20 protein-coding genes are annotated in these 21,996 nt (G+C 39.3%); 14 read left to right on the forward strand and 6 right to left on the reverse strand.

The window, feature by feature from the left end; genetic code table 11:
• Positions 1-210 precede the first annotated feature (210 nt).
• Positions 211-672, forward strand: a complete 462-nt coding sequence (locus A33Q_RS18555) for a YehS family protein (protein WP_009033178.1) — start codon at positions 211-213, stop codon at positions 670-672.
• Positions 673-876: 204 nt separating this feature from the next.
• On the opposite strand, the gene A33Q_RS18560 is transcribed toward A33Q_RS18555, so the two are convergent.
• The 3 genes from A33Q_RS18560 to A33Q_RS18570 all read right to left on the reverse strand — a co-directional run bounded on the left by A33Q_RS18560 (position 877) and on the right by A33Q_RS18570 (position 3,785).
• Entirely contained in the window at positions 877-2,451 is a 1,575-nt protein-coding gene (locus A33Q_RS18560) for an Rne/Rng family ribonuclease (protein WP_009033177.1), read from the reverse strand.
• 185 nt (positions 2,452-2,636) lie between these two features.
• Positions 2,637-3,455, reverse strand: coding sequence for a tetratricopeptide repeat protein (locus A33Q_RS18565; RefSeq protein WP_009033176.1), 819 nt, complete (start codon positions 3,453-3,455; stop codon positions 2,637-2,639).
• A gap of 21 nt (positions 3,456-3,476) precedes the next feature.
• Positions 3,477-3,785: an HU family DNA-binding protein gene (locus A33Q_RS18570; RefSeq protein ID WP_009033175.1), complete on the reverse strand. Its 309-nt coding sequence runs from the start codon at positions 3,783-3,785 to the stop codon at positions 3,477-3,479.
• A 161-nt stretch (positions 3,786-3,946) separates the two neighbouring features.
• On the opposite strand from A33Q_RS18570, the gene mutY reads away from it, so the two are divergent.
• From mutY to A33Q_RS18595, 5 genes are all read left to right on the forward strand, one after another.
• Positions 3,947-5,020 carry an A/G-specific adenine glycosylase gene (mutY, locus tag A33Q_RS18575; protein ID WP_040490697.1) on the forward strand — a complete coding sequence of 358 codons (1,074 nt, stop codon included), beginning with the start codon at positions 3,947-3,949 and terminating at the stop codon, positions 5,018-5,020.
• Between the two features lie 51 nt (positions 5,021-5,071).
• A complete protein-coding gene (locus A33Q_RS18580) occupies positions 5,072-5,518 on the forward strand; it encodes a single-stranded DNA-binding protein (RefSeq protein ID WP_009033173.1) in 447 nt (148 codons plus the stop codon).
• A 63-nt stretch (positions 5,519-5,581) separates the two neighbouring features.
• Entirely contained in the window at positions 5,582-6,931 is a 1,350-nt protein-coding gene (gene gldE / locus A33Q_RS18585; RefSeq protein ID WP_016255554.1) for a gliding motility-associated protein GldE, read from the forward strand.
• Positions 6,932-7,334: 403 nt separating this feature from the next.
• Positions 7,335-11,825 (forward strand): glutamate synthase large subunit, encoded by a 4,491-nt coding sequence (gene gltB / locus A33Q_RS18590; protein ID WP_009033171.1) that lies wholly within the window; start codon positions 7,335-7,337, stop codon positions 11,823-11,825.
• A 1-nt stretch (position 11,826) separates the two neighbouring features.
• Positions 11,827-13,302 carry a glutamate synthase subunit beta gene (locus A33Q_RS18595; protein ID WP_009033170.1) on the forward strand — a complete coding sequence of 492 codons (1,476 nt, stop codon included), beginning with the start codon at positions 11,827-11,829 and terminating at the stop codon, positions 13,300-13,302.
• A gap of 239 nt (positions 13,303-13,541) precedes the next feature.
• On the opposite strand, the gene A33Q_RS18600 is transcribed toward A33Q_RS18595, so the two are convergent.
• A complete protein-coding gene (locus A33Q_RS18600; RefSeq protein WP_009033169.1) occupies positions 13,542-13,988 on the reverse strand; it encodes a DUF4890 domain-containing protein in 447 nt (148 codons plus the stop codon).
• A 161-nt stretch (positions 13,989-14,149) separates the two neighbouring features.
• Between A33Q_RS18600 and A33Q_RS18605 the strand changes: the two genes are divergently transcribed.
• Positions 14,150-14,599, forward strand: coding sequence for a gamma-glutamylcyclotransferase family protein (locus A33Q_RS18605; protein WP_009033168.1), 450 nt, complete (start codon positions 14,150-14,152; stop codon positions 14,597-14,599).
• Here A33Q_RS18605 and A33Q_RS18610 read toward each other — a convergent pair whose 3' ends face one another.
• Positions 14,600-15,946: an NAD(P)/FAD-dependent oxidoreductase gene (locus A33Q_RS18610; protein WP_009033167.1), complete on the reverse strand. Its 1,347-nt coding sequence runs from the start codon at positions 15,944-15,946 to the stop codon at positions 14,600-14,602. It abuts the gene before it with no gap.
• Positions 15,947-16,084: 138 nt separating this feature from the next.
• Between A33Q_RS18610 and A33Q_RS18615 the strand changes: the two genes are divergently transcribed.
• The 4 genes from A33Q_RS18615 to A33Q_RS18630 all read left to right on the forward strand — a co-directional run bounded on the left by A33Q_RS18615 (position 16,085) and on the right by A33Q_RS18630 (position 18,159).
• Complete coding sequence (locus tag A33Q_RS18615; RefSeq protein ID WP_009033166.1) at positions 16,085-16,792, forward strand: YebC/PmpR family DNA-binding transcriptional regulator; 708 nt, start codon at positions 16,085-16,087, stop codon at positions 16,790-16,792.
• A gap of 134 nt (positions 16,793-16,926) precedes the next feature.
• On the forward strand, positions 16,927-17,514 hold the full coding sequence (yjjX, locus tag A33Q_RS18620) for an inosine/xanthosine triphosphatase (RefSeq protein WP_009033165.1): 588 nt from the start codon (positions 16,927-16,929) through the stop codon (positions 17,512-17,514).
• Positions 17,515-17,600: 86 nt separating this feature from the next.
• Entirely contained in the window at positions 17,601-17,915 is a 315-nt protein-coding gene (locus tag A33Q_RS18625) for a thioredoxin family protein (RefSeq protein ID WP_009033164.1), read from the forward strand.
• On the forward strand, positions 17,896-18,159 hold the full coding sequence (locus tag A33Q_RS18630; RefSeq protein ID WP_009033163.1) for a DUF6952 family protein: 264 nt from the start codon (positions 17,896-17,898) through the stop codon (positions 18,157-18,159). Before A33Q_RS18625 ends, A33Q_RS18630 begins: the two co-directional genes overlap by 20 nt.
• 76 nt (positions 18,160-18,235) lie before the next feature.
• Here A33Q_RS18630 and A33Q_RS18635 read toward each other — a convergent pair whose 3' ends face one another.
• Positions 18,236-19,225 carry a hypothetical protein gene (locus A33Q_RS18635; RefSeq protein WP_009033162.1) on the reverse strand — a complete coding sequence of 330 codons (990 nt, stop codon included), beginning with the start codon at positions 19,223-19,225 and terminating at the stop codon, positions 18,236-18,238.
• Between the two features lie 73 nt (positions 19,226-19,298).
• Between A33Q_RS18635 and A33Q_RS18640 the strand changes: the two genes are divergently transcribed.
• The 3 genes from A33Q_RS18640 (at position 19,299) to A33Q_RS18650 (ending at position 21,947) form a co-directional block, all read left to right on the forward strand.
• The gene (locus A33Q_RS18640) at positions 19,299-20,210 is read left to right on the forward strand and encodes a M20/M25/M40 family metallo-hydrolase (RefSeq protein ID WP_009033161.1); all 912 of its coding nucleotides are present in this window, start codon (positions 19,299-19,301) and stop codon (positions 20,208-20,210) included.
• Positions 20,211-20,837: 627 nt separating this feature from the next.
• On the forward strand, positions 20,838-21,317 hold the full coding sequence (locus A33Q_RS18645) for a TlpA family protein disulfide reductase (RefSeq protein WP_009033160.1): 480 nt from the start codon (positions 20,838-20,840) through the stop codon (positions 21,315-21,317).
• A gap of 6 nt (positions 21,318-21,323) precedes the next feature.
• Complete coding sequence (locus A33Q_RS18650; RefSeq protein WP_009033159.1) at positions 21,324-21,947, forward strand: thioredoxin family protein; 624 nt, start codon at positions 21,324-21,326, stop codon at positions 21,945-21,947.
• Positions 21,948-21,996 lie beyond the last annotated feature (49 nt).

Consider the following 21,996-nt stretch of genomic DNA (forward strand, 5'->3'; position numbering starts at 1 on the left):
TTTTTTATTACCCAATACCATTTAACTGACGCAAGTAACGTTAAATCAATCAGATTGATTGATTTTCAATGAAATAGATTAAATCCACTCGGGAAACTACTTGGGTTGGATAAGCTAAGGGGGACTCTATGGTATAAGTCTAGAAAAATTTCACTGAATCAATTAAGGAAACTTTCGGGTAATGTGCTTTAGGCAGTTTAAATTGCACCTATGAACAACAATGATATTTTAAGGTCCATTAGGTACACCTTTGATTTTGGAGATGATCAGATGATCAGGCTCTTCGAATATGGGGGTAGGACAACCAACAGAGAGGAAGTCAGCAACTGGTTGAAAAAGGATGATGATGAAGCTTTTAAGCCAATTTATGATGTGGACTTAGCAGCTTTTTTGAATGGATTAATAGTTAAGAACAGAGGGAAAAAAGACGGGCAGGACCCTGTTGCAGAAAAAAGTTTAAACAACAACAAGGTGTTTCGTAAGCTAAAAATAGCCTTGGAGCTTAAGGATGAAGATATACTTCAAATATTGGATGAGGCTGATTTTAGGTTCAGCAAACATGAGCTGAGTGCAATTTTCAGAAAACCGACCCAAAGCCAATACCGGGTATGTAAAGATCAGGTATTACGTTACTTTTTGAGGGGTTTGCAAGTAAAATTTAGGCCTAATTGAATTAATGTTTCCTAGTTAACAAAATGAAAAAAAAACAATAATTGTCCTTGCTGCAATACTGATCATCTCAGGAATTATTATTCGCATGATAACTCCACCAGGCACTGAATTAATTGGATTTTTGACAGGGGCCATGTTTGGTTCAGGAACAGGTCTTCTTATTGTCCAGTTACTTGGGGAAAAAAAATCATAAAAAAAGCGAGACTATTCAGTCTCGCTTTTTACAGTTAGTTCTATTTCTTCACCTGATTCATCTAGGAATCGGTATTCCGTCACAGGCAGAGAAGAATCTTTTATCAGCTTTACCCACTTTAAGTATTTGAAAAACCACCTTACTCTTTGTGATATCAGCCCACTTGTGAAGTAAGCGTAGAGATAAGGGTGTAATCCTATGTGGATGTTAGAAACATTTTGGATAGTAGCAATGTGCTCGAGATCATTTTCCAATTGATCAGCCACCAAAATGGAGGCTTGGATTTTGCCTGTTCCATTACAAGAAGGACAGGTTTCCTTGGTGACAATGTTGACTTCTGGTCTTACCCGCTGTCTTGTGATCTGCATCAGACCAAACTTGGTCAGTGGCAGGACAGTGTTCTTTGACCTATCATCCTGCATTTCACTTTTCATTGCATCAAAAATGGCTTTTTTATTTTCAGCCTTTTTCATATCGATGAAATCAATGACGATGATACCTCCCATGTCCCGGAGGCGCAACTGTCGGGCAATTTCTTTAGCTGCAACCAGGTTGGTTTTTAAGGCCGTCATTTCCTGGTCACTTTCTTGGTTTGACTTGTTTCCACTATTCACATCAATGACATGAAGTGCTTCGGTATGCTCAATGATGAGATATCCGCCTTGTGGAAGACTTATGGTCTGACCAAACAAGCTTTTGATTTGTTTTTCTATTCCAAAATTTTCAAAGAGCTTTGCTTTTCCATTGAAAAGCTTGACTATTTTTTCCTTTTCAGGGGCAATAGTTCTGATATAAGACCTGATTTGATCATAGATCAATTCATCCTCTACGGTGATTGCATCGAACGATTCGTTGAGCAGGTCTCTGATAATAGAGGAGGCCATACTCATCTCTCCAATGATTTTATCGCGGTTTTTCGCTTTGGAAAGTTTTTTCATTCCCTCTTCCCAAGTGGTCAGCAGGTTTCTCAGATCTTTATCAAGTTCTGTGACTGACTGACTTTCTGCAACAGTTCTGATGATTACACCAAAGTTTGCAGGCTTGATAGAGGTAATGAGGCGTACCAATCTTTTTCTTTCTTCTGCACTACGTATCTTTTTGGATACATTGACAGTGTCGGAGAATGGTACCAATACCAAATAGCGACCGGCGATGGAGAGCTCACACGATAGTCGGGGACCTTTGGTAGAGATGGGTTCTTTGACCACCTGCACCAAGATCTGGTTGTTTCTAGAAAGTACCGAGGAAATTTTTCCCAGCTTTTCTATATCTGCTTCTTTCTCAAATCCTTTAAGATTGACATTTGGGTAATTGTTATTATTGCGGGCCAGCTTTGTAAACTTATTGAGGCTATTGATCTGAGGACCTAAATCCTGATAATGCAGAAAAGCATCCTTGTCATAACCCACGTCAATAAAAGCTGCATTGAGCCCATTGACGATTTTCCTGACTGTTCCCAAGTAAATATCACCTACCTTAAACTGGTTTTCCCCTCCTTCTGAATGGAGTTCTACCAGATTTTTGTCTTTGAGAAGGGCAATTCGACTACCGTTTTGAGAAGAATCAATTAATAATTCTGTGCTCAATCGTGTCTGTTTTTAAAATTTAAATGAACGTGTTGTGTAAAAACTCAAAAAGAAGAAGTATTGATTACTTCTTCTTGTGTCTGTTTTTTCTCAGTCTTTTCTTACGCTTGTGCGTAGCGATCTTATGTCTTTTTCTTTTCTTACCGCAAGGCATAGTTTTAAAGATTTATAGTGAAACAAATTATTTATAACCTCTCCAGGTAGCTTTCCACACTTGCCAGTACCATAGGGTCCTGTGTCATGTTTTTCACTTCTTGGAATTGCTTTTTAGCTTTATTGTTTTGCTTTGACTCGAAATAACTCACTGCTAGGTAAAACTGACCTTGAATGTGATCCGGATGAAAACGTATCAGTTCTTCAAAACGTTCCGCTGCCCTTTTGTACTGACCTGATTGCATGGACAATACCCCCATATTGAATAATCCTTCCTCATTGGTTGGATCTTCCTCCAATATTTCTCTCAGCATGGCAATTCCCTGCATGGGATTGCTCGAAGAAACATAGGTCATGGCCACTTTGGTTTTCAGATCTAGTCTTTCTGGATCAATTTCTAATACCTTTGTCAGATAAGTCCTGGTTTTGTCTGCAAGGTAAGCTATTTTCTGATCGTTCAAAGCAAATGTATAAGCTTCATAATAGGCTACTCCGGCCTTTTCCCATCTTTCGACATTCTCTAATTTGAGTGCTGCTTGTTCTAAGAAATAAGCGGCTGAATCAAATTTTCCTGCCTGAGCATAGAGTGAGGCCAGCGTATCAGTCAATGAAGCAAACTTTTCCTTATTGACTTCACTATCCATTTTGAATGCAAGCTCAGAAAGCTTAGTTCTAGTGGCTTCAGGTATTTCTGAATCATGCAGATCTTCTGCATTTACAGAACCTGAGGATGTCTCCTGAGTTATCTCAGATTCCCCTTCATCATTGTCAACCACTACTCTCGGGAGAGAAAACAGCACTACAATGCTGATTAATCCTAGAACAATTACAATGATTTGGGATTTTTTCATAAGGAAAAGTGGCACTCAGGATTAATCCTGAGGAGCCAGTTCTTTTATTTTTTTGCTATTCTTTATTTTCTCAATGAAAACTTTAGATGGCTTGAAGGCCGGAACGTAATGCTCATCAATTACGATAGCTGTATTTTGAGAGATATTTCTTGCAATTTTCTTTGCTCTCTTCTTGTTGATAAAACTTCCAAACCCTCTAACATAGATGTTCTCACCCTCTGCCATGGAGTCTTTTACCACTTTGAAGAATGCCTCAACGGTTTGAGTTACATCGTCTTTTTGAATGCCGGTTTTATCCGAAATCTTGGTGATTACTTCTGCTTTAGTCACTGTTTAATTAATTTAAATTATTATCAAATAAGCTTAACGACCTATTAACCAACTAATTTTGGGACTGCAAATTTAAAGGAAGCAATTCAATATAAAAACAAAAAGCCCAAAATAAGATTGAATTGTTTAACATTGCCTTCATATTAATAATTCATTCCGTTTTGAGTTTACACCCTTTTGTCAATACTTTATTGGACTGGTATCCCAAACATAAAAGGGATTTGCCTTGGCGAAACACCAAAGACCCGTATATCATTTGGTTGTCTGAAATTATTCTTCAACAAACCCGTGTGGCTCAGGGGCTACCCTATTTTGAGAAGTTTCTGGAAAATTATCCAAAAGTGCAGGATCTTGCCTATGCACCTATAGAAGAAATTATGAGACACTGGCAGGGTTTGGGTTATTACAGTAGAGCCAGAAACCTGCATCAATGTGCGCAAATCGTCGTGGATAAATATCAAGGTGAGTTTCCTGATTCCTATCAGGAGCTGAAAAAACTAAAAGGAATTGGTTCATATACAGCTGCAGCAATAGCTTCTTTTGCTTTTGACGAACCTGTGGCGGTAGTAGACGGAAATGTATTCAGGTTGCTTTCCAGGTATTTTGGAATAAGTACTGATATTGCCAGCAGTGCCGGAAAAAGAGAGTTTGAAAGCCTGGCCAATGAGTTGGTGCCTCCTAATAGCCCTGGAACCTTTAATCAAGCCATCATGGAGTTTGGTTCTCTCCAATGTACTCCCAAAAGCCCTGACTGCACCGAATGTCCACTCAAGGAAGGCTGTTTTGCTCATAAAGAAAGATTAGTAGATGCTTTACCTGTAAAAATCAATAAAGTTAAAGTCAAAGAAAGGTTTTTTCAATATTTCCATATTGAATGCGGAAACCACTCCGTGGTAAAAGAAAGAACAAAAGGTGATATCTGGCAGGGGCTATACGATTTTCCGATGAAGGAATCCGCTTCAAAAAAAGAATTTGAAGCAGCTGGACTGGAATTACCATTTGGGTTAAAAAATTTTGTGACACCCATTGTCTATGAAAGTTCTCATATATATAAGCATATTCTTACTCATCAAAGAATTTTTGCCAACTTTGTAAAGTTCGTGGTTGAACCAGACCAATCAGAAATGCTGAAGGCTTGGACCGAGAAAAACAATTTCCATTTGATCAATCACAAGGAATTGGAGAATTTAGGTAAACCCAGATTGATTTTGAAGTATTTGAACGATGAAAAATAATTCTTAATTTTAATCATGAACTTTTTGTTAAACCTTTAAACAATTAACGTTATGGCCGGAGTAAATAAAGTAATTTTAGTAGGCAATTTAGGTGCAGATCCTGAAGTCAAACATTTAGAAGGAGACAAAGTAGTAGCCAATCTGAGACTGGCTACCACTGAAGCCTACAAAGACAAAATGGGTAACAGGGTAGAAAATACCGAGTGGCATGACCTGGAGCTCTGGGATGGGCAGGCAAGAATTGCTGAGCAGTATCTTAAAAAAGGAAGTCAGATTTTCGTAGAAGGAAAAATCAAGTCAGACACCTGGCAGGATGAAAATGGGAATAATAGAAAAAGAACTAAAATCAGGGTTTTGAGCTTTACCATGCTTGGAGGAAGACCAGACAATGCCGGTGGAGCTCCTCAGAATAATAATTACTCTCAGCAATCCGGTAAAGCAACTGCTCCAAGTGCTGTATCAGAAGGACCAGCTGAAGACGATGACTTGCCCTTCTAATTCAAATAGTTGAATAATTGGTTGGGAAATGTTTAATTTTGCAATCATCATCTAAATAAATTGATGGACGACCCATACCCGAGTATTATGTTGCTGGCTGAAATTAATGCAGTTTCGGCCAGCTACCTTATTTTGAATTCAATCATTTTTATTCTACTCTTGATCGCCTCAGGCTTGGTCTCAGGTTCAGAGGTCGCTTTTTTTTCACTTACTGCAGAGGATATTTCAGCTATTCAGGATAATCCAGACAGGAGGTCAGCCAAAGCAATAGCTCTAATAGAAGCCCCCAAAAAATTACTCAGTACTGTTCTCATTCTTAATAATCTCATCAATATAGGTATTGTCACCTTGACGACCTTTGTAGCGTGGACGCTTTTTGGCTTTAATGCCACAGGTATTCTCGTGATTTTGGTTCAGACGGTAGGCGTAACTTTTGCAATTGTCTTTTTTGGAGAAATAGTCCCTAAAGTCTATGCTACTAAGGCCAATGTGCAGTTTTCTTTGATGATGGCTCCGGTCATCACTGTTTTTTCATATTTGCTGATGCCCATTTCTTATTTTTTGATGACTATTTCGGATGTAATTGAAAAAAGAATAGAGAAGAAAGGTTATACGCTCTCGGTAAATGAACTTAATCAGGCGCTGGAAATTACCACAGAAGACACGACAGAAGAGGAAAAGGATATCCTAAAAGGTATAGTAAACTTCGGAACGCTATCTGTAAAGCAGGTAATGCGTTCAAGAATGGATATCACTGCAATAGAACTCGAAATGGATTTTCACGAGTTGATGGATAAAATCAATAAAAGTGGCTATTCAAGAATTCCGGTATTCAGAGAAACCATTGATAACATTGAAGGAATACTTTATATCAAAGATCTTTTGCCGCATATTGATCACAATGAAGACTTTGAATGGCAAAAGCTTGTAAGAAAAGGCTTTTTCATTCCGGAAAACAAAAAGGTTGATAGCTTGCTCAAAGACTTTCAGCAAAAAAGAGTTCACATGGCCATAGTAGTGGATGAATATGGTGGCACCTCAGGATTGGTGACTCTTGAGGATCTGATAGAAGAAATCATCGGCGAGATCAATGATGAGTTTGATGACATTGAAGACTTTTATTTCAAAGAGATTGACCCCAGCACGTTTATCTTTGAAGGAAAGGTGTCCTTGAATGATTTTTGTAAAAAGCTTGAAGTAGACCCTCAAATATTTGATGAGGTCAAAGGTGAAAGCGAGTCCTTAGGTGGACTTCTACTGGAATTGAACAGCAATTTCCCTAAAAACGGATCGAAAATCAGGTTTGACATCTTTGAATTTACAGTGTTGGCGGTGGATGCCAAAAGAATCAAAAAAGTGAAAGTTCATCTTCCCGATTATGAAAAAGAAATAAGTGGAGAGAACCAGGATTGAAAAATCGTTGCCAAATAATATTCTGAATTTCTGGACAAGTTCAATATTATTGAGTTTTCAATGAAATGCGGGGTTTATTGTTGAAAGCTCAAGATTGATATCTAGCGATAAAATCCTGAAAATTTTTTTTCAAAACATTCACAAAACCAGTTTTTAGAAAATTTTGGTCAAGATTTTATTTTAGCCTTATTAAATAAGCCAATAATTATTGGTTTGACAACAAATTTCCTAAATTAGGTTTCGTTTTTAACCAGAGAATTTATTTTGTTAATTATAACAAAGGGGGCATTTGTGTGCAAACAATGCATTCAGAAGCTCGATTTGTTGCTTCTATTTTAAAAAAAGGATTTTTTTTTGTAATTTTTGCATCCGTTTTGAATAAACCTATTTAAACCAAACATACATGAATCAAGGATTATATCGTGAAGAATTTGAACACGATTCCTGTGGGATAGGAGCTGTTGTAAATGTCAAAGGAATTAAAAGCCACGAAACAATTAGTGATGCGCTTTTCATGCTTAGCAATATGGAGCATAGAGGAGGCCGTGGCAGTGACCCTAAAACCGGTGACGGTGCAGGTATTTTAATTCAGATTCCCCATGAGTTTCTAAGTGAAGTGACAAAAAGGGCAGGATTTGATCTGCCGGAGGAAGGAAACTATGGAGTGGGGATGACCTTTTTTCCTAAAAACAAGCAGCTGTACAAAAAATCCAAAGAGCAACTTAAGAAGATCATTGATGAACTAGGGTTCAAATTGTTAGGCTACAGGGAAGTTCCGGTGGATGAAACTGTACCTGGTTCTGGAGCCCTTGAGGTAATGCCAAATATTGAAATGGTATTCGTCCGACATAAGGATGGTATCAGTGATATAGATTTGGAACGCAAACTTTATGTATTGCGAAATTATGCCACCAATGTCATCAACAATGCCATCCCAGGAGTCAACTCAGCATTTTATTTTGCGAGTTTTTCTGCCTTTACACTTATATATAAAGGACAATTAAGAACAGACCAAGTACTGTCTTTTTATAAAGATCTGCAGAATAATAAAATAACATCAGGATTGGCGATAGTACACTCCAGGTTTTCAACCAACACATTTCCTAATTGGAGGTTGGCCCAACCTTTTCGGTACCTTTCTCATAATGGTGAAATCAATACCATTAGAGGGAACCTCAACAAGATGAAGTCTAAGCAGACCTTGATGCGCTCGATTTATTTCAGCGATGATGAGCTTAGCAAATTGATGCCGATTACCAATAAGTCAAATTCAGATTCGGCCAATCTGGATGCGATGGTCGAATTGCTGACGCTTAGCGGAAGATCCTTGCCTCATGTAATGATGATGTTGGTTCCGGAAGCATGGCAGGACAACCAAACCATGGATAAGGACCGCAAAGCTTTTTATAAGTTCCATGCAGCCCTTATGGAGCCGTGGGACGGTCCTGCAGCCCTTTTGTTTACTGATGGAAAATCAATTGGAGCTACACTGGATAGAAATGGCTTGAGGCCTCTCCGTTATTTTATTACCAATGACGATAGGTTAATCCTGTCTTCAGAAGCAGGTGCTTTGCCAATCAGGGAAGCTACAGTTTCAGAAAAAGGTAGGATTAGTCCGGGAAGGATGCTGATGGCAGACCTGCAAAAGGGGAAGATTTACTTTGATGATGAAATTAAGTCTACCGTTTGTGATAACAAGCCATACGATGCATGGGTAAAAGAAGAAAGGCTGAAGCTAAGATTGATGCCGGATCCCAAGAAACTTGAAAACCCATATTCTCTCGAAGAAATCAAGAAGCGCCAGACCATCTTCGGGTACACTGCTGAAGAAATCAAGGTGGTACTTTCACCCATGGGAGATACTGGTCAGGAGCCTATAGGTTCAATGGGTGCTGATACACCACTGGCTGTATTATCAAAGCAAAGCCAGCATATTTCAAACTATTTTAAACAACTTTTTGCACAGGTTAGTAATCCACCGATTGACCCGATCAGAGAGCGGCTTGTGATGTCTCTATTTACAAGGATTGGAGAAAGCCATAATATTCTTGCTGAAAGCCCAAGACATACCCGGCAGATACATATTTCCCAGCCAGTATTGTTGAATGAGGACTTAGAAAAACTCAAGCACCTGGAGGATCAAGGATATCGAACAATAACCCTTTATGCTCACTTTGAGGCAGATCACAAACCAGGCAGACTATTGGAATCACTGGATCATCTGTGTAAGCAGGCTGAAGGGGCCATTTATGCAGGCAAAAATATCATCATCATATCTGATAGAAACAGTACTTCCACGCAGGCACCCATTCCTTCGTTGATAGCAATAGGAGCTGTTCACCATTATTTGATCAAGAAAAAGCTGAGAACAAGGGCAGGTCTTGTAGTGGAAGCAGGTGACATTCGGGAGACGCATCATTTTGCAACGGTAATCGGGTACGGTGCCTCTGCGATCAATCCTTATCTTGCTCTTGAATCACTTTCCAATCTGAATGAAAAAGGAGTACTCAGCAAAAAGTTTGATCAAAAGGACCTTTTCAGCAATTACCAAAAAGCCATTGGTAAAGGTTTGCTTAAAGTGCTTTCCAAAATGGGAATATCAACTTTACAGTCTTACCAAAGTGCGCAGATTTTCGAAGCTATCGGTTTGGGACCAGAAGTTATAGACAGGTGTTTCAAAGGAACAATCAGTAGAATTTCCGGAATTTCCTTTGACGAATTGGCTGAGGAGGTTTTGATCAGACATCACGCTGCTTATAAGACAGAAAGCCCACTTCTGGAAGCAGGGGGAATTTACCAGTGGAAAAGAAGGGGAGAAAAACACTTATTCAATCCAGAGACAATACACTTGCTGCAAAAATCTACCAGACTGAATGATTATGGCCTGTACAAAAAGTTTGCTCAAAAAATCAACGATCAAACAAGAGATGCGCTTACATTAAGAGGTCTTTTTGAATTCAAGAAAAGGATTTCAATTCCGCTTGATGAAGTGGAGCCAGCAGAATCCATCATGAAAAGATTTGCCACAGGTGCAATGTCTTTTGGATCTATTTCCCACGAAGCGCATTCTACTCTTGCTATAGCCATGAACCGAATAGGGGCAAAAAGTAACTCAGGAGAAGGGGGAGAGGATGAAATCAGGTTTGAGCGTAAGGAAAACGGAGACTGGGAAAGGTCTGCCATCAAACAGGTGGCTTCCGGTAGGTTTGGTGTTACCAGTAATTACCTGAGTAATGCAGAAGAGCTTCAGATCAAGATGGCACAAGGAGCTAAACCAGGAGAGGGAGGTCAGCTGCCTGGCCATAAAGTAGATGACTGGATAGGAAGAGTAAGACATTCTACTCCAGGAGTTGGATTAATTTCCCCACCCCCCCATCATGATATTTATTCCATTGAGGATTTAGCTCAGTTGATATATGACCTTAAAAATGCCAACAGAAAAGCGAGAATCAATGTAAAGCTTGTTTCGCAGGCTGGTGTAGGAACAGTAGCTGCAGGAGTGGCAAAAGCCCAATCTGATGTTATCCTGATATCAGGTGCTGATGGTGGTACAGGAGCTTCTCCACTGAGTTCTATCAGACACGCAGGACTCCCTTGGGAGTTAGGTCTTTCTGAAGCCCATCAGACTTTGGTCAAAAATAACCTGAGAAGCAGGGTAGTTCTTCAAACAGATGGTCAGATCAGAACTGGTCGTGACTTGGCCATTGCTACGCTATTGGGGGCTGAAGAATGGGGCATTTCCACAGGCGCATTGGTAGTAGAGGGCTGTATCATGATGAGAAAATGCCACCTCAACACCTGCCCAGTTGGTATCGCTACCCAAAATCCTGAACTGAGAAAACTCTTCACAGGAGACCCTGACCATGTGGTCAATTATTTTAAATTCCTGGCAGAAGATCTTCGGGAAATCATGGCCTCTCTAGGGTTTAGTACTATAGATGAAATGGTCGGTCAAAGTGATGTACTTAAAGCTGCTGGTCAATTTAACCACTGGAAATGGGAAAAAGTAGATCTTAGCCCAGTATTCCATAAAGTTGAAGTACCTGAGCATGTGGGGGTACATAAGCAAATAGATCAGGAGTTTGAACTCAAAAAAGTACTGGATAGAAAGCTCATCAAACAAGCTTCTCCAGCACTTGAACAGGCAAATCCAGTAAAAGGATCTTTTAAGATTAAAAATACCGACAGAACGGTTGGAGCCATGCTTTCCAACGAAATATCCAAAATATTCGGTAGCCCGGGTCTTCCAGAGGATACGATACACTACAAGTTCAATGGCTCAGCAGGACAAACGTTTGGTGGCTTCCTGACAAAGGGAGTGACTTTTGAGCTGGAAGGAGAGTCAAATGATTATTTTGGCAAAGGATTGTCAGGCGGAAAACTGGTTGTTTATCCAAGTCGGAACTCAAAGTTTAACTCACATGAGAACATCATCATTGGTAATGTAGCCTTCTATGGCGCTACATCTGGGGAAGCTTATATCAATGGTAAAGGCGGAGAAAGGTTCTGTGTCAGAAACTCCGGAGTGGAAACAGTGGTAGAGGGTATCGGAGACCATGGTTGTGAATACATGACCGGTGGTCTTGTAATCAATATTGGAGAAATAGGCCGAAACTTTGCCGCTGGTATGAGTGGAGGAATCGCATATATTTTGAAAGATTTTGTGGATCAGATTAATACCGAAATGGTTGATCTGGATCCGCTGAATGAAGATGATTTTGTGATTATCAAAGAAAAATTAGGCATACATTCTAAACTTACCAACAGCCAATTGGCAAATTCCTATTTGGAAAACTGGGAAGAATATAAGCAACGCTTCATCAAGGTGATTCCAAGAGATTACAAGGAAGTATTGAGAAAAAGAGCATTGGAAAAATCAACAACATTGGTGTAACATGGGAGCAAAAGAAGGATTTATCAAATATAAAAGGGAGCTTCCTCAGTCCAGAAAACCTGAGGAAAGAGTGCAAGATTATAATGAAATATACCAGCCATTCGACGGTGAAAAACTCAACAATCAGGCAGCAAGATGTATGGATTGTGGTATACCATTCTGTCATCAGGGCTGTCCATTGGGAAATGTGATTCCGGATTTCAATGATGCCGTATACAGGAATGAGTGGGAAGAGGCTTTTCATATTTTGAAGAGTACCAATAACTTCCCGGAGTTTACAGGGAGGATTTGTCCCGCACCCTGTGAGGCATCCTGTGTTTTGGGTATCAATAAGGATCCAGTGACCATTGAATTGATTGAAAAACACATTGCAGAACAGGCCTATGAAAAGGGCTATGTGAAGGCCAATCCTCCTAAATCAAGGACCGGTAAAAAAGTAGCTGTCATAGGTTCAGGCCCAGCAGGTCTTGCAGCGGCTGATCAGTTGAATCAAGCTGGCCATGAAGTGACAGTATTTGAAAAGGATGCCAAGGTAGGAGGGCTGCTTCGTTATGGTATTCCTGATTTTAAACTTGAAAAATGGGTTATTGACAGGCGAACTGCAATAATGGAAGAAGAAGGGGTGATCTTCAGCACAGGTACAGATGTAGGATTCAATATCAAAGCGGAAAATATACTGAGAAATTTCGATGCAGTACTTCTTGCCACAGGAGCTCAGCAGCCTCGGGAATTGAACATCAAAGGTTCGGACCTAAATGGAGTTCATTTTGCGATGGAATTTTTAGGTAAGCAAAACCAGGTAATTGGAGGAGAAATTAAAGAGAACCCAATTTCCGCAAAAGACAAGCACGTAATTGTCATCGGAGGAGGTGACACAGGATCAGATTGTATAGGTACTTCCAATAGGCATGGTGCAAAAAGCATTACACAACTTGAATTATTGCCTAAACCTCCCAAGCAAAGAACTATCTTAAACCCCTGGCCTGAATGGCCTATGACGCTGAAGACTTCAAGTTCCCATGAGGAAGGTGCCGATAGGGTATTTTCTATCCTTACTAAGGAATTTATAGGAAATGAAAAAGGGGAAGTAACCGGACTGACCTTGGTAGATATAGAATGGAAGGAAGAAGGGGGAAGGATGCAGTTTGAAGAAGTGGCAGGAACAGAAAGAACGCTTCCCTGCGACTTGGCATTTTTAGCTATAGGCTATACTGGTCCGGCCAAAAACGGACTATTAGAGGCCTTTGGTGTAGAAACCATGGAAAATTCACTGCCAAAATCCAAAGAATACCAAAGTACCAACAAAAAGGTTTTTCTCTCCGGTGATATGCGCAGAGGGCAATCTTTGGTGGTATGGGCTATTTCAGAAGGCAGAGAGGCTGCCGTGAAAATAGATGAATTTCTGATGGGAACGTCCTCTCTACCCAAAAAGGACGAAGGGTACTATGAGGTAGAGGAAGATATGCTGTCAGATTAAAAGAAGAAGCAATAAGCCTAAAATAAGAGTAAGCGTGATAGTAAGTTTAGTTCGACCAGCCGAGTACTGGCTGACTATTAAAAGAGCAGGTTTCTGACCTGCTCTTTTTAATTTCTTTATAGTAAGCCTGTAAAGGTTTTTTTGCGATCATTAAGCCAAAAAAAGCAGGCCAATGACCTGCTCTTTTATTTGCCTTATTCAGGCTTTTGATTAACCAACCTTATCTATGAAAATTCAATTTAATTTCCCCTTTGGTATCTACCTCTAGGGCTGGATTGGCGCCCATCTCTTTGTCTTGGTCCTTTCCTGTATTGTTCTCTGTTACCCTCACGGCTTTTTCTCATTTCAGTCCTCTGTTTTTGATTGGACTCTCGAAGTTCATCCCATTTTTGTTTTTGCTCAGGGCTTAGAATGGCCTCCATCTTTGCTTGATGGGCTTCACGGTTGCTTTTTAGTTCTTCTCGTCTGGCCTCCATCTGGGATTTCCTTGCTTCTGCAGTCTGAAGGTTCAGCTCATAAACCTGTTTTTTTTGCTCTTCTGAAAGATCTAATTTTTCAGCGAGTCTCTCACTTGCTTTTTCAGCCCTTTCCTCAGGATTGAAAGACCTTCTTTGAGCTTCTCTTTGAGCATGAGCACTTGCAAAAGTCAAGGAGAGTATTGCGGCAATCATAAATAGCTTTTTCATGGCAGTATTTTTTTAAATTGAATATCAGTTTTTAAATTTTCCTCTTCTTGGCAGGTTTTCCCGGGCAAAAGCTGCTAATTTTAGAAGTGAATCTATGGGTTAGACTGAGATACCATGTGGTGGTTTAATCCACCTTTGAATTAAAATGTTAATAAACCTTAATGCAGAACAATAAGAAGTTTCATTATTTTGGATATGCCAGTAACCTGGATGAATCCACTTTGGAGGGAAGGCTGACTACGCCTGCCCAAAAAATCTGTCTAGCAGTACTGCCTCAATTTGGATTTAGATTTAATGTCAAAAATGCTGATGGTAGCGCAAGGGCCAATTTGATTCCTAGCCCTAATGAGTCAGTTTATGGAGTGGTCTACGAAATATCTGAAAATGATAAAGCCTATTTTTTAAAATCCGAGCCCGGATATGAGTTTATAGAAAAGGAAGTACATACCGCTAGCGGGCCTATAAAAGCATTCGTCTTTATTTCCCCAAAAAATGAGACCGGTATTTTTCCTGAAGAAAGTTACTGGCAAGTGATTGTCAAGGGAGGAAAGGAAAGTAAACTTCCCAATACCTATCTCTCTCAAATAATTAATAGAGTGGGAAAATTGTAATCATTCCTCTGGGTCATCCTGATCCAAAAGCCATTCTCGTTTATTCGGGTTGATATATTTTGGGCGTATGAGAAGCCTTAGACTTGGGTCAAAAGCCAGGTATTTCCAGGCCCAATTGATAAATATGATCAGTTTGTTTTTAACACCGAGGATAGCCATCAGATGTACAAAGAGCCAAACCAACCAGGCAAAAATTCCCTGGAAGCTTATAAAAGGCAAATCAACCACTGCCATTTTCTTTCCTACGGTAGCCATTGATCCAAGATCTCTGTATCGAAACGGCTTCCATTCCTGATTTTTCAGATCCCTTTTGAGATTAACTGCAAGGTTTTTGGCCTGCTGAATAGCAACCTGAGCTACTTGTGGATGCCCATTGGGGAACTCTTCTTCCTCTTGCAAACACTGGTCACCGAGCACATAAATTGAATCGTCATTGAGGAGTTTATTGAATTGATCGACCAACAAGCGACCGTTTTTAGCCATCTGCACATCAGCTATTCCCAGTAAGGAATTGGCTTTCACTCCCGCGGCCCACAATAAGGTGATTGTTTTTATAGGTTCTTTGTCTTTAAGTGTTACTGTGTAACCATCAAAATCCTCAACCATAGTGCCCAACATAACCTCCACACCCAATTTCTTGAGATAGCTTTGGGCTTTTTGCTGAGAGTTTTCAGAAAGACCTGCTAACAATGAAGGCCCTGCTTCGATCAAAATGACACGCATGTTTTCGAAGCTCAATTGAGGATAATCTTTTGGAAATACCTGGTTGCGAAGCTCTGCTATAGCACCGGCTAATTCCACTCCGGTAGCCCCACCTCCAACTATCACTACATTCATGATTGGTCTTCTTTCCTCAATATTCCCAAGGTTTACAGCACGCTCGTAATTAGAGATAATTTTATTTCTGATGTAAAGGGCTTCTGAGGTTGTTTTCATCGGAGCAGCATGCCTTTGAATGTTTTTGTTACCAAAAAAATTGGTATTTGCTCCCTGGGAAAGAATTAGAATATCGTAGCTTAACTGTCCCAGGTTGGTCTCAAGAATTTTTTTCTCCCTATCTACTTTTCTTACTACTGCCATTCTGAAGACGATATTTTCGGTTTTGTGAAATAACCGTCTTAGTGGGAAGGAAACAGCGCTTGGGGACAAGGCAGCAGTAGCTACTTGATAAAAAAGAGGCTGAAATTGGTGGTAATTGTTTTTGTCAAGTAAGACTACCTGGTAATCTGTATTGGCCAGTTCTCTTGCCAATTTTAAACCGGCAAATCCAGCTCCAACAATAACAATTCTTTTGAACTTTGGTTGAGGAATATTGGGTATCGGTGTCAGCTCCTGTATGGTCAGCATAAAAATACAATAAGTTTAATATTGTTCTCAAGTTAAGGAAAACCTCCTAAAAACTTGGCTAAATCTTAACAACATATAAACGGTAGGGCTTATAAAAAGATTTATTATTTTTACCCACCTTTTAAACATAGAAAAGTAATGGGAAGAGCTTTCGAATTCAGAAAAGAAAGAAAATTCAAGCGTTGGAGTCAAATGTCCAAGGTATTTACCAGGTTGGGTAAAGAAATAGTAATGGCCGTCAAAGCAGGTGGTCCTGACCCGGCCAATAATTCCAAGCTTAGGACTATTATCCAAAATGCTAAAGGGGCATCTATGCCCAAGGATAGAATTGAAGCCGCAATCAAAAGGGCCTCCAATAAGGATGAAAAGGATTATGAAGAAATAGTATACGAAGGGTATGGACCTCATGGAGTAGCTATTATCATCGAAACTTCTACTGACAATACAAACCGTACTGTTGCCAATATCAGAAGCTACTTTTCCAAAGCAAATGGGTCGCTAAGTACATCCGGTTCAGTAAGTTTTATGTTCAACAAAAAAGCGGTTTTCCGTTTTGCTCAGAATGAGCTGGATATGGAAGAGCTGGAGTTGGAATTGATTGATTTCGGTTTGGAAGAGATTGCTGAAAATGAAGGAGAGATTTTCGTTTACACTGCTTTCGAAGATTTTGGAAGGATGCAAAAGGCATTAGAAGATAGAAATATTGAAATCATAAATGCAGATTTTCAATGGTTTCCTACCACTACAGTAGAATTAAGTGAAGAACAGGAAGAAGAAATCAACAAATTGATCGAAAAGTTTGAAGAGGATGATGATGTGAATCAGGTCTTCTCCAATCTGGCCTAACTGATTTTCCGAGAAATTTAATTTAAGTTTTTGTTTGTCCTTTAGCCAGCCTCCTTGAACAGGTTGGCTAAGGATCAGTTATTTAACCCGGCTTGGGAATTTAAAGTCCGGGGAGAGAGTTTATAATTTATATCATGGGATTTCCAAAAAGAAAAAACATTCAAGATGAAGTCAGGCAAAAGCTTGTCATCGTAGGCAGCAAAAATCCTGTCAAAATCAGCTGTACGGATGCAGGTTTTCATCAGGCATTTGCAGGAGCTTTTTTGGTGGAGGGGCTTAACGTGGACTCTGGCGTTTCTGCACAACCAAAAGGAGATGAGGAAACATTACAAGGAGCGATTAACCGTGCTAAAAACTCCAAAGCCGTTTTCCCGGAAGCTGATTTTTGGGTAGGAATAGAAGGCGGAGTAGATTCTATCAATGGGGAAATGCATGCTTTTGCTTGGATTGTAGTTGTTGACAGCTTCGATAATTTGGGTAAATCCAAAACTTCTACTTTCATTCTACCGCCTGCTGTGGCAGAGTTAGTGGAAAGCGGCTTGGAATTAGGAGAGGCGGATGATAAAGTTTTTGATAGAGAAAACTCCAAACAGGGCAATGGAGCAGTAGGCATCCTGACCAGTGGTGCTTTGGATAGAAAGGAATATTACCAACAAGCTGTGGTTTTGGCTTTGATTCCGTTTATCAATACAGACATGTACAAGATAGCGATCAATGACTAATAGATATTATCTATTGGTTTTCGAATCTCATAATAGTTAAATTTGCATTTCGATTTTGACACCTGAAAAGAATAAATAAAAAGATTATGTTACAAGAATTAGAATCTGACAATTTAGATCAAATTATATCTGATAATGAATTGGTCCTGGTACAGTATGGTGCAACTTGGTGTGGTAACTGCCGTATCATGAAACCTAAAGTAAAACGCCTATCAGGAACATACGAAAACATTAAGTTTGTCTATGCTGATGCTGAAAAATTTCCTGAGTCAAGAAAATTGGCTAAGGTAACGAACCTACCTACTTTTGCCGCTTTCAAATCAGGTTCTTTGGTAAATCAGATACAAACCAATAAAGAAGACGCTTTAAAATCACTGATAGATGAGGTTACCGATAATTAAGCATGTACTCAAATTCATCGAAGAAAATGATGAAGATTGGGTAAATGAAACCATAGAACTTTTGGAAAATATGACTGAAATACCTTCGCTGAAAGACGAGGAAGTTGAGGTCATGGGAGAATTGCTTTCCAATCTTTACGGTACACTGGAAGTCAATCAGATGATCAAAGATGGAATGGATAAAAAAGAAGCCATGAATTCTTTTATGAAAAGGGTAATGGGTTCAATAGATCAGGAAAATTAAGCTAGAAGTTGTTTGATCACCCAAAAAATTAATCAATTACAGCTTATAAAGGGGCCTTCGGGTCCCTTTTCTATGGCTAAGAAGCTATTGATAAATTTTCAAGAAATCCTCGGAGAGCTTTTTTCCAGTCAGGGTCTGCATCCCATTTTGGACCTACATACAATTCATCTCTTACGATCAGCCGGATATAATATTTGACCACGATCCTGTTGGGGTTGCTAAGTCCTGCTGGGTCAAGTCCCATACTTTCCATTAAGTCTGCTTCCCTGCCTTCCACTTTGACCAAGAGGAACTGCACCCTTTCACGCAGTAACTCAGCATCTGTCTTAGCGCTACTCAGATAGGCGACTTCATGTGGGTAATTATTTTCAAAAATAACCTGTAAACCTTGTTTTTCAGCCTCTTGTTCAGCCATGATGGCCTGCTCTGATTTGCCAAGGAGGTCATATCTATAACTGCTGAGTATTCCAGCATCTCCTGCTGCACCAGCTAGTTGGACACCAAGTTTGAATACATCCAGATTGAGCGGGTTCCTTGCTAAGAATCTTCTTGAGCTGGCCTGGCCTGATTCTGAATCAGGGAATTCCGGAACTTCTAAGACCAGATAATTCTGAGATTGTACATTTTTACCAAGCATGTTGAGATTTTCTTCAAGTTCAGCCAGAGTATTAGCTCGTAGTGACCAAGTTGAAGAGCTACCTACTATTGCAGCTGTATTAGAATAAGGACTGATACTAAGAATAAATTCTCCATTTTCCTTTCTTGTCAGGATAACAATAGCTGAAACCATTCTTTTGGAAAAGGCATTTGCATAGCCTGTCTGCACTTCCTCTGAAAGTGTCAGGTCTTCAAGCTCATAATAGGCGATAGGGTCGCCGCCTGCCTCTATTAATCCATTGTGGATTTTTTCGGAGATTTCTTTCCAGTCTAAAATGGGTCTTGCTGAAGGAGCATTGGAAATCAGAACAATAGATTTACCGCTCAGGAAAGCTTCAGGAAGTGAATTTTGCCCGTACACCGATACGGTGAGCAGAAAAAGTAGGCTGCAAACGGAAATATATTTCATTTTCTTTTGGATTCGGGCAATGAATACTTACTATTTTTACGGGTATAGATAACGGACAATTTAACGCTCTAATATGAAAAATTTCTTTCTAATTCTCATTTTCTTTTCTATTACCCTGCATTCAGCTGTCAATGCACAATCATTTGATGCCAAAACATTGTTGGATGATTTGGAATATTTGGCCTCAGAAAAGTTGCAAGGGCGTAAAACAGGGACTGAAGGTGCGCAATTGGCAAGAGAATATATCAAAGATCGCTTTGAACATTTGGGCTTGTCATCGCAGTATACAGATTTCACACAGACATTTTCATTTTTCAACAGAAGAGAACTTAAAGAATATCAGGATGCGGCCAATATAGTGGGTTTTGTTGCAGGCAGCGATAGTGAAAGGCTGATTGTAGTCATGGCACATTATGACCATTTGGGAAAAAGAGGAGATAAAATATTCTATGGAGCAGATGATAATGCATCAGGCACTGCTGCTCTTTTGGCTATCGCAGAGCACTTTTCAAAAGAAAGACCAAAGCATTCCATGATGTTTGTGGCATTGGATGCTGAAGAAATGGGTCAGCATGGTTCTAAGGCTTTTGTTGAAGACTTTCCTTTTCCCATTGATCAGGTTGTTTTAAATATAAATATGGATATGGTAAGCAGGAGTGAAGAAAATATTCTCTGGGCAGTGGGTACTTACCATTACCCTTTCTTAAAACCTGTTCTGGAAAAAGTGCGTACTGGATCCGCTATATCATTGGAATTTGGACATGACGAACCAAATTCTAAATTACAGGATTGGACACTTTCCTCCGATCATGCTGCTTTTCATAAAGAAGGAGTTCCGTTTATTTATTTCGGTGTCGATGACCACGAGGATTACCACAAAGAAACGGACACTTTTGAAAGAATAGACCAGGAATTTTTTATTGCTGCGGTAGAACTTATTCTCGCGGCCATCAATGAATTTGACTCCTCACTTTTGAACAAATAATATGGAAATATTCATAGATTGACCTTGTAAAAGTTTCATTTAAGCTTATCAGTCTATAGATTAGATTATAAGTAAATATGATTTCATAATTTTAACTAAATTCCAAATAGCCTAATGTTTTTTACAGGTGTGTTTCCGACCACTTTAAATGAGAATAAAGATTAGATTTATCCAAGAAATCATGATTTAGAAGAAAATTTGGTTTCCCCTGTTTATCCACCACATCAAATTTTTTTACAAGGATAAAATTCTCATATACAGTTAGATATCCACAAATCAGCGTTTAGCTTCGAAGTGTTAAAAAACTGATAATCAAATGATTAAAAGTATTTTCTTTTGGTGTGTGGATAAGTGTGGATAAATGTGGATAAAAAAAGCTTGCTTTTTTACATGTTTAAATAATGGCTTGAATCGAGGTTTTTGATGAATGGCTAAACAAGTTTTTTCCGTCTCCGTTACACTTTTATCTCTCACAAATATTGACTCAAAATAGAATATAATTCTGACTCAAATTCCTTTAACAGAACTTGAAATATTATAAGGGTTTAGTTTCGAAAAAATCAAAGTAATATTATCTAGATGTGAATTGGAAAAGTCCTAATTTAATCCACTAAGTGAAATTTAAATATGAAAGTTTCGTTTTTAGTTTCCTACTTTCTTCTTGCTCTTTTGGCTTTCGGATTCCAGTCTGATAAAAGGGAGTTTAAAATTATTGACTATCCTCAATTTGAATCCCTGACAAAAGAAAAATCTGAAAAAATCCGAATTTTTAACTTTTGGGCAACTTGGTGCGCGCCATGTGTAAAAGAAATGCCCTATTTTCAGAAGGTTCAAGAAGAAGATACTTCGCTCAAATTATATTTTATTTCTATGGATGACGGGCGTAAGCCTGAACGGGTGACCTCCTTTATGGAGAAAAGAAATATCAACTCGCCTGTCTACCTGCTCAATGATGTGGATTACAACAAATGGATAGATAAGGTAGACCCCTCTTGGTCGGGAGCTATACCGGCTACATTGTTTATCAAACCGGATGGAAGTAAGTTTTTCCATGAAGGTGAGGTTGATGAAAAAGAGCTGAAAACTATGATATCACAACTAAAATAATTTCTCATGAAAAAGCTAAGTTTACTTCTTCTCAGTTTCGCATTCATTGCCATAGGAAGTATGGTCAATGGACAGGATAGCCAAGGTTTTAAAATTGGCGATAAAGCCAGTGATTTCAATCTAAAAACAACCGATGGAAATATGGTATCCCTTAATTCTTTGGATGGAGCCAAAGGAGCCATAGTAATTTTCAGCTGTAATACCTGCCCCTATGTGGTGGCCTATGAAGACAGAATGATTGATCTTCACAATAAATATGCGGCTAAAGGTTATCCTGTGATAGCAATCAATTCCAATGATGCCAAAGTTAGTCCTGGAGACAGCTTTGAAAAGATGCAGGAAAGAGCAAAAGATAAAGGATTTACATTTCCTTATGCCTATGATCAGAGTCAAGAAGTGATCAAGGCCTACGGAGGTACCAGAACTCCCCATGTTTATTTACTTCAGAAAGAAGGAAATGATTTTGTAGTAAAATATATAGGAGCTATCGATAACAACTATCAGGATGCTTCTGCCGTAACGGAAAGATATGTGGAAGATGCAATTAGTGCTATTATGGAAGGAAAGCCTATAGCTAACCAAACGACAAAAGCGATAGGATGTACAATCAAGTGGACTAAAGCAGAATAATGGTTAATTTGAAAAGTTAAAAGGCCTGAGGGGTATTTCCTTCAGGCCT

It is taken from the genome of Indibacter alkaliphilus LW1, assembly GCF_000295935.2.
GTDB classification, from domain to species: domain Bacteria; phylum Bacteroidota; class Bacteroidia; order Cytophagales; family Cyclobacteriaceae; genus Indibacter; species Indibacter alkaliphilus.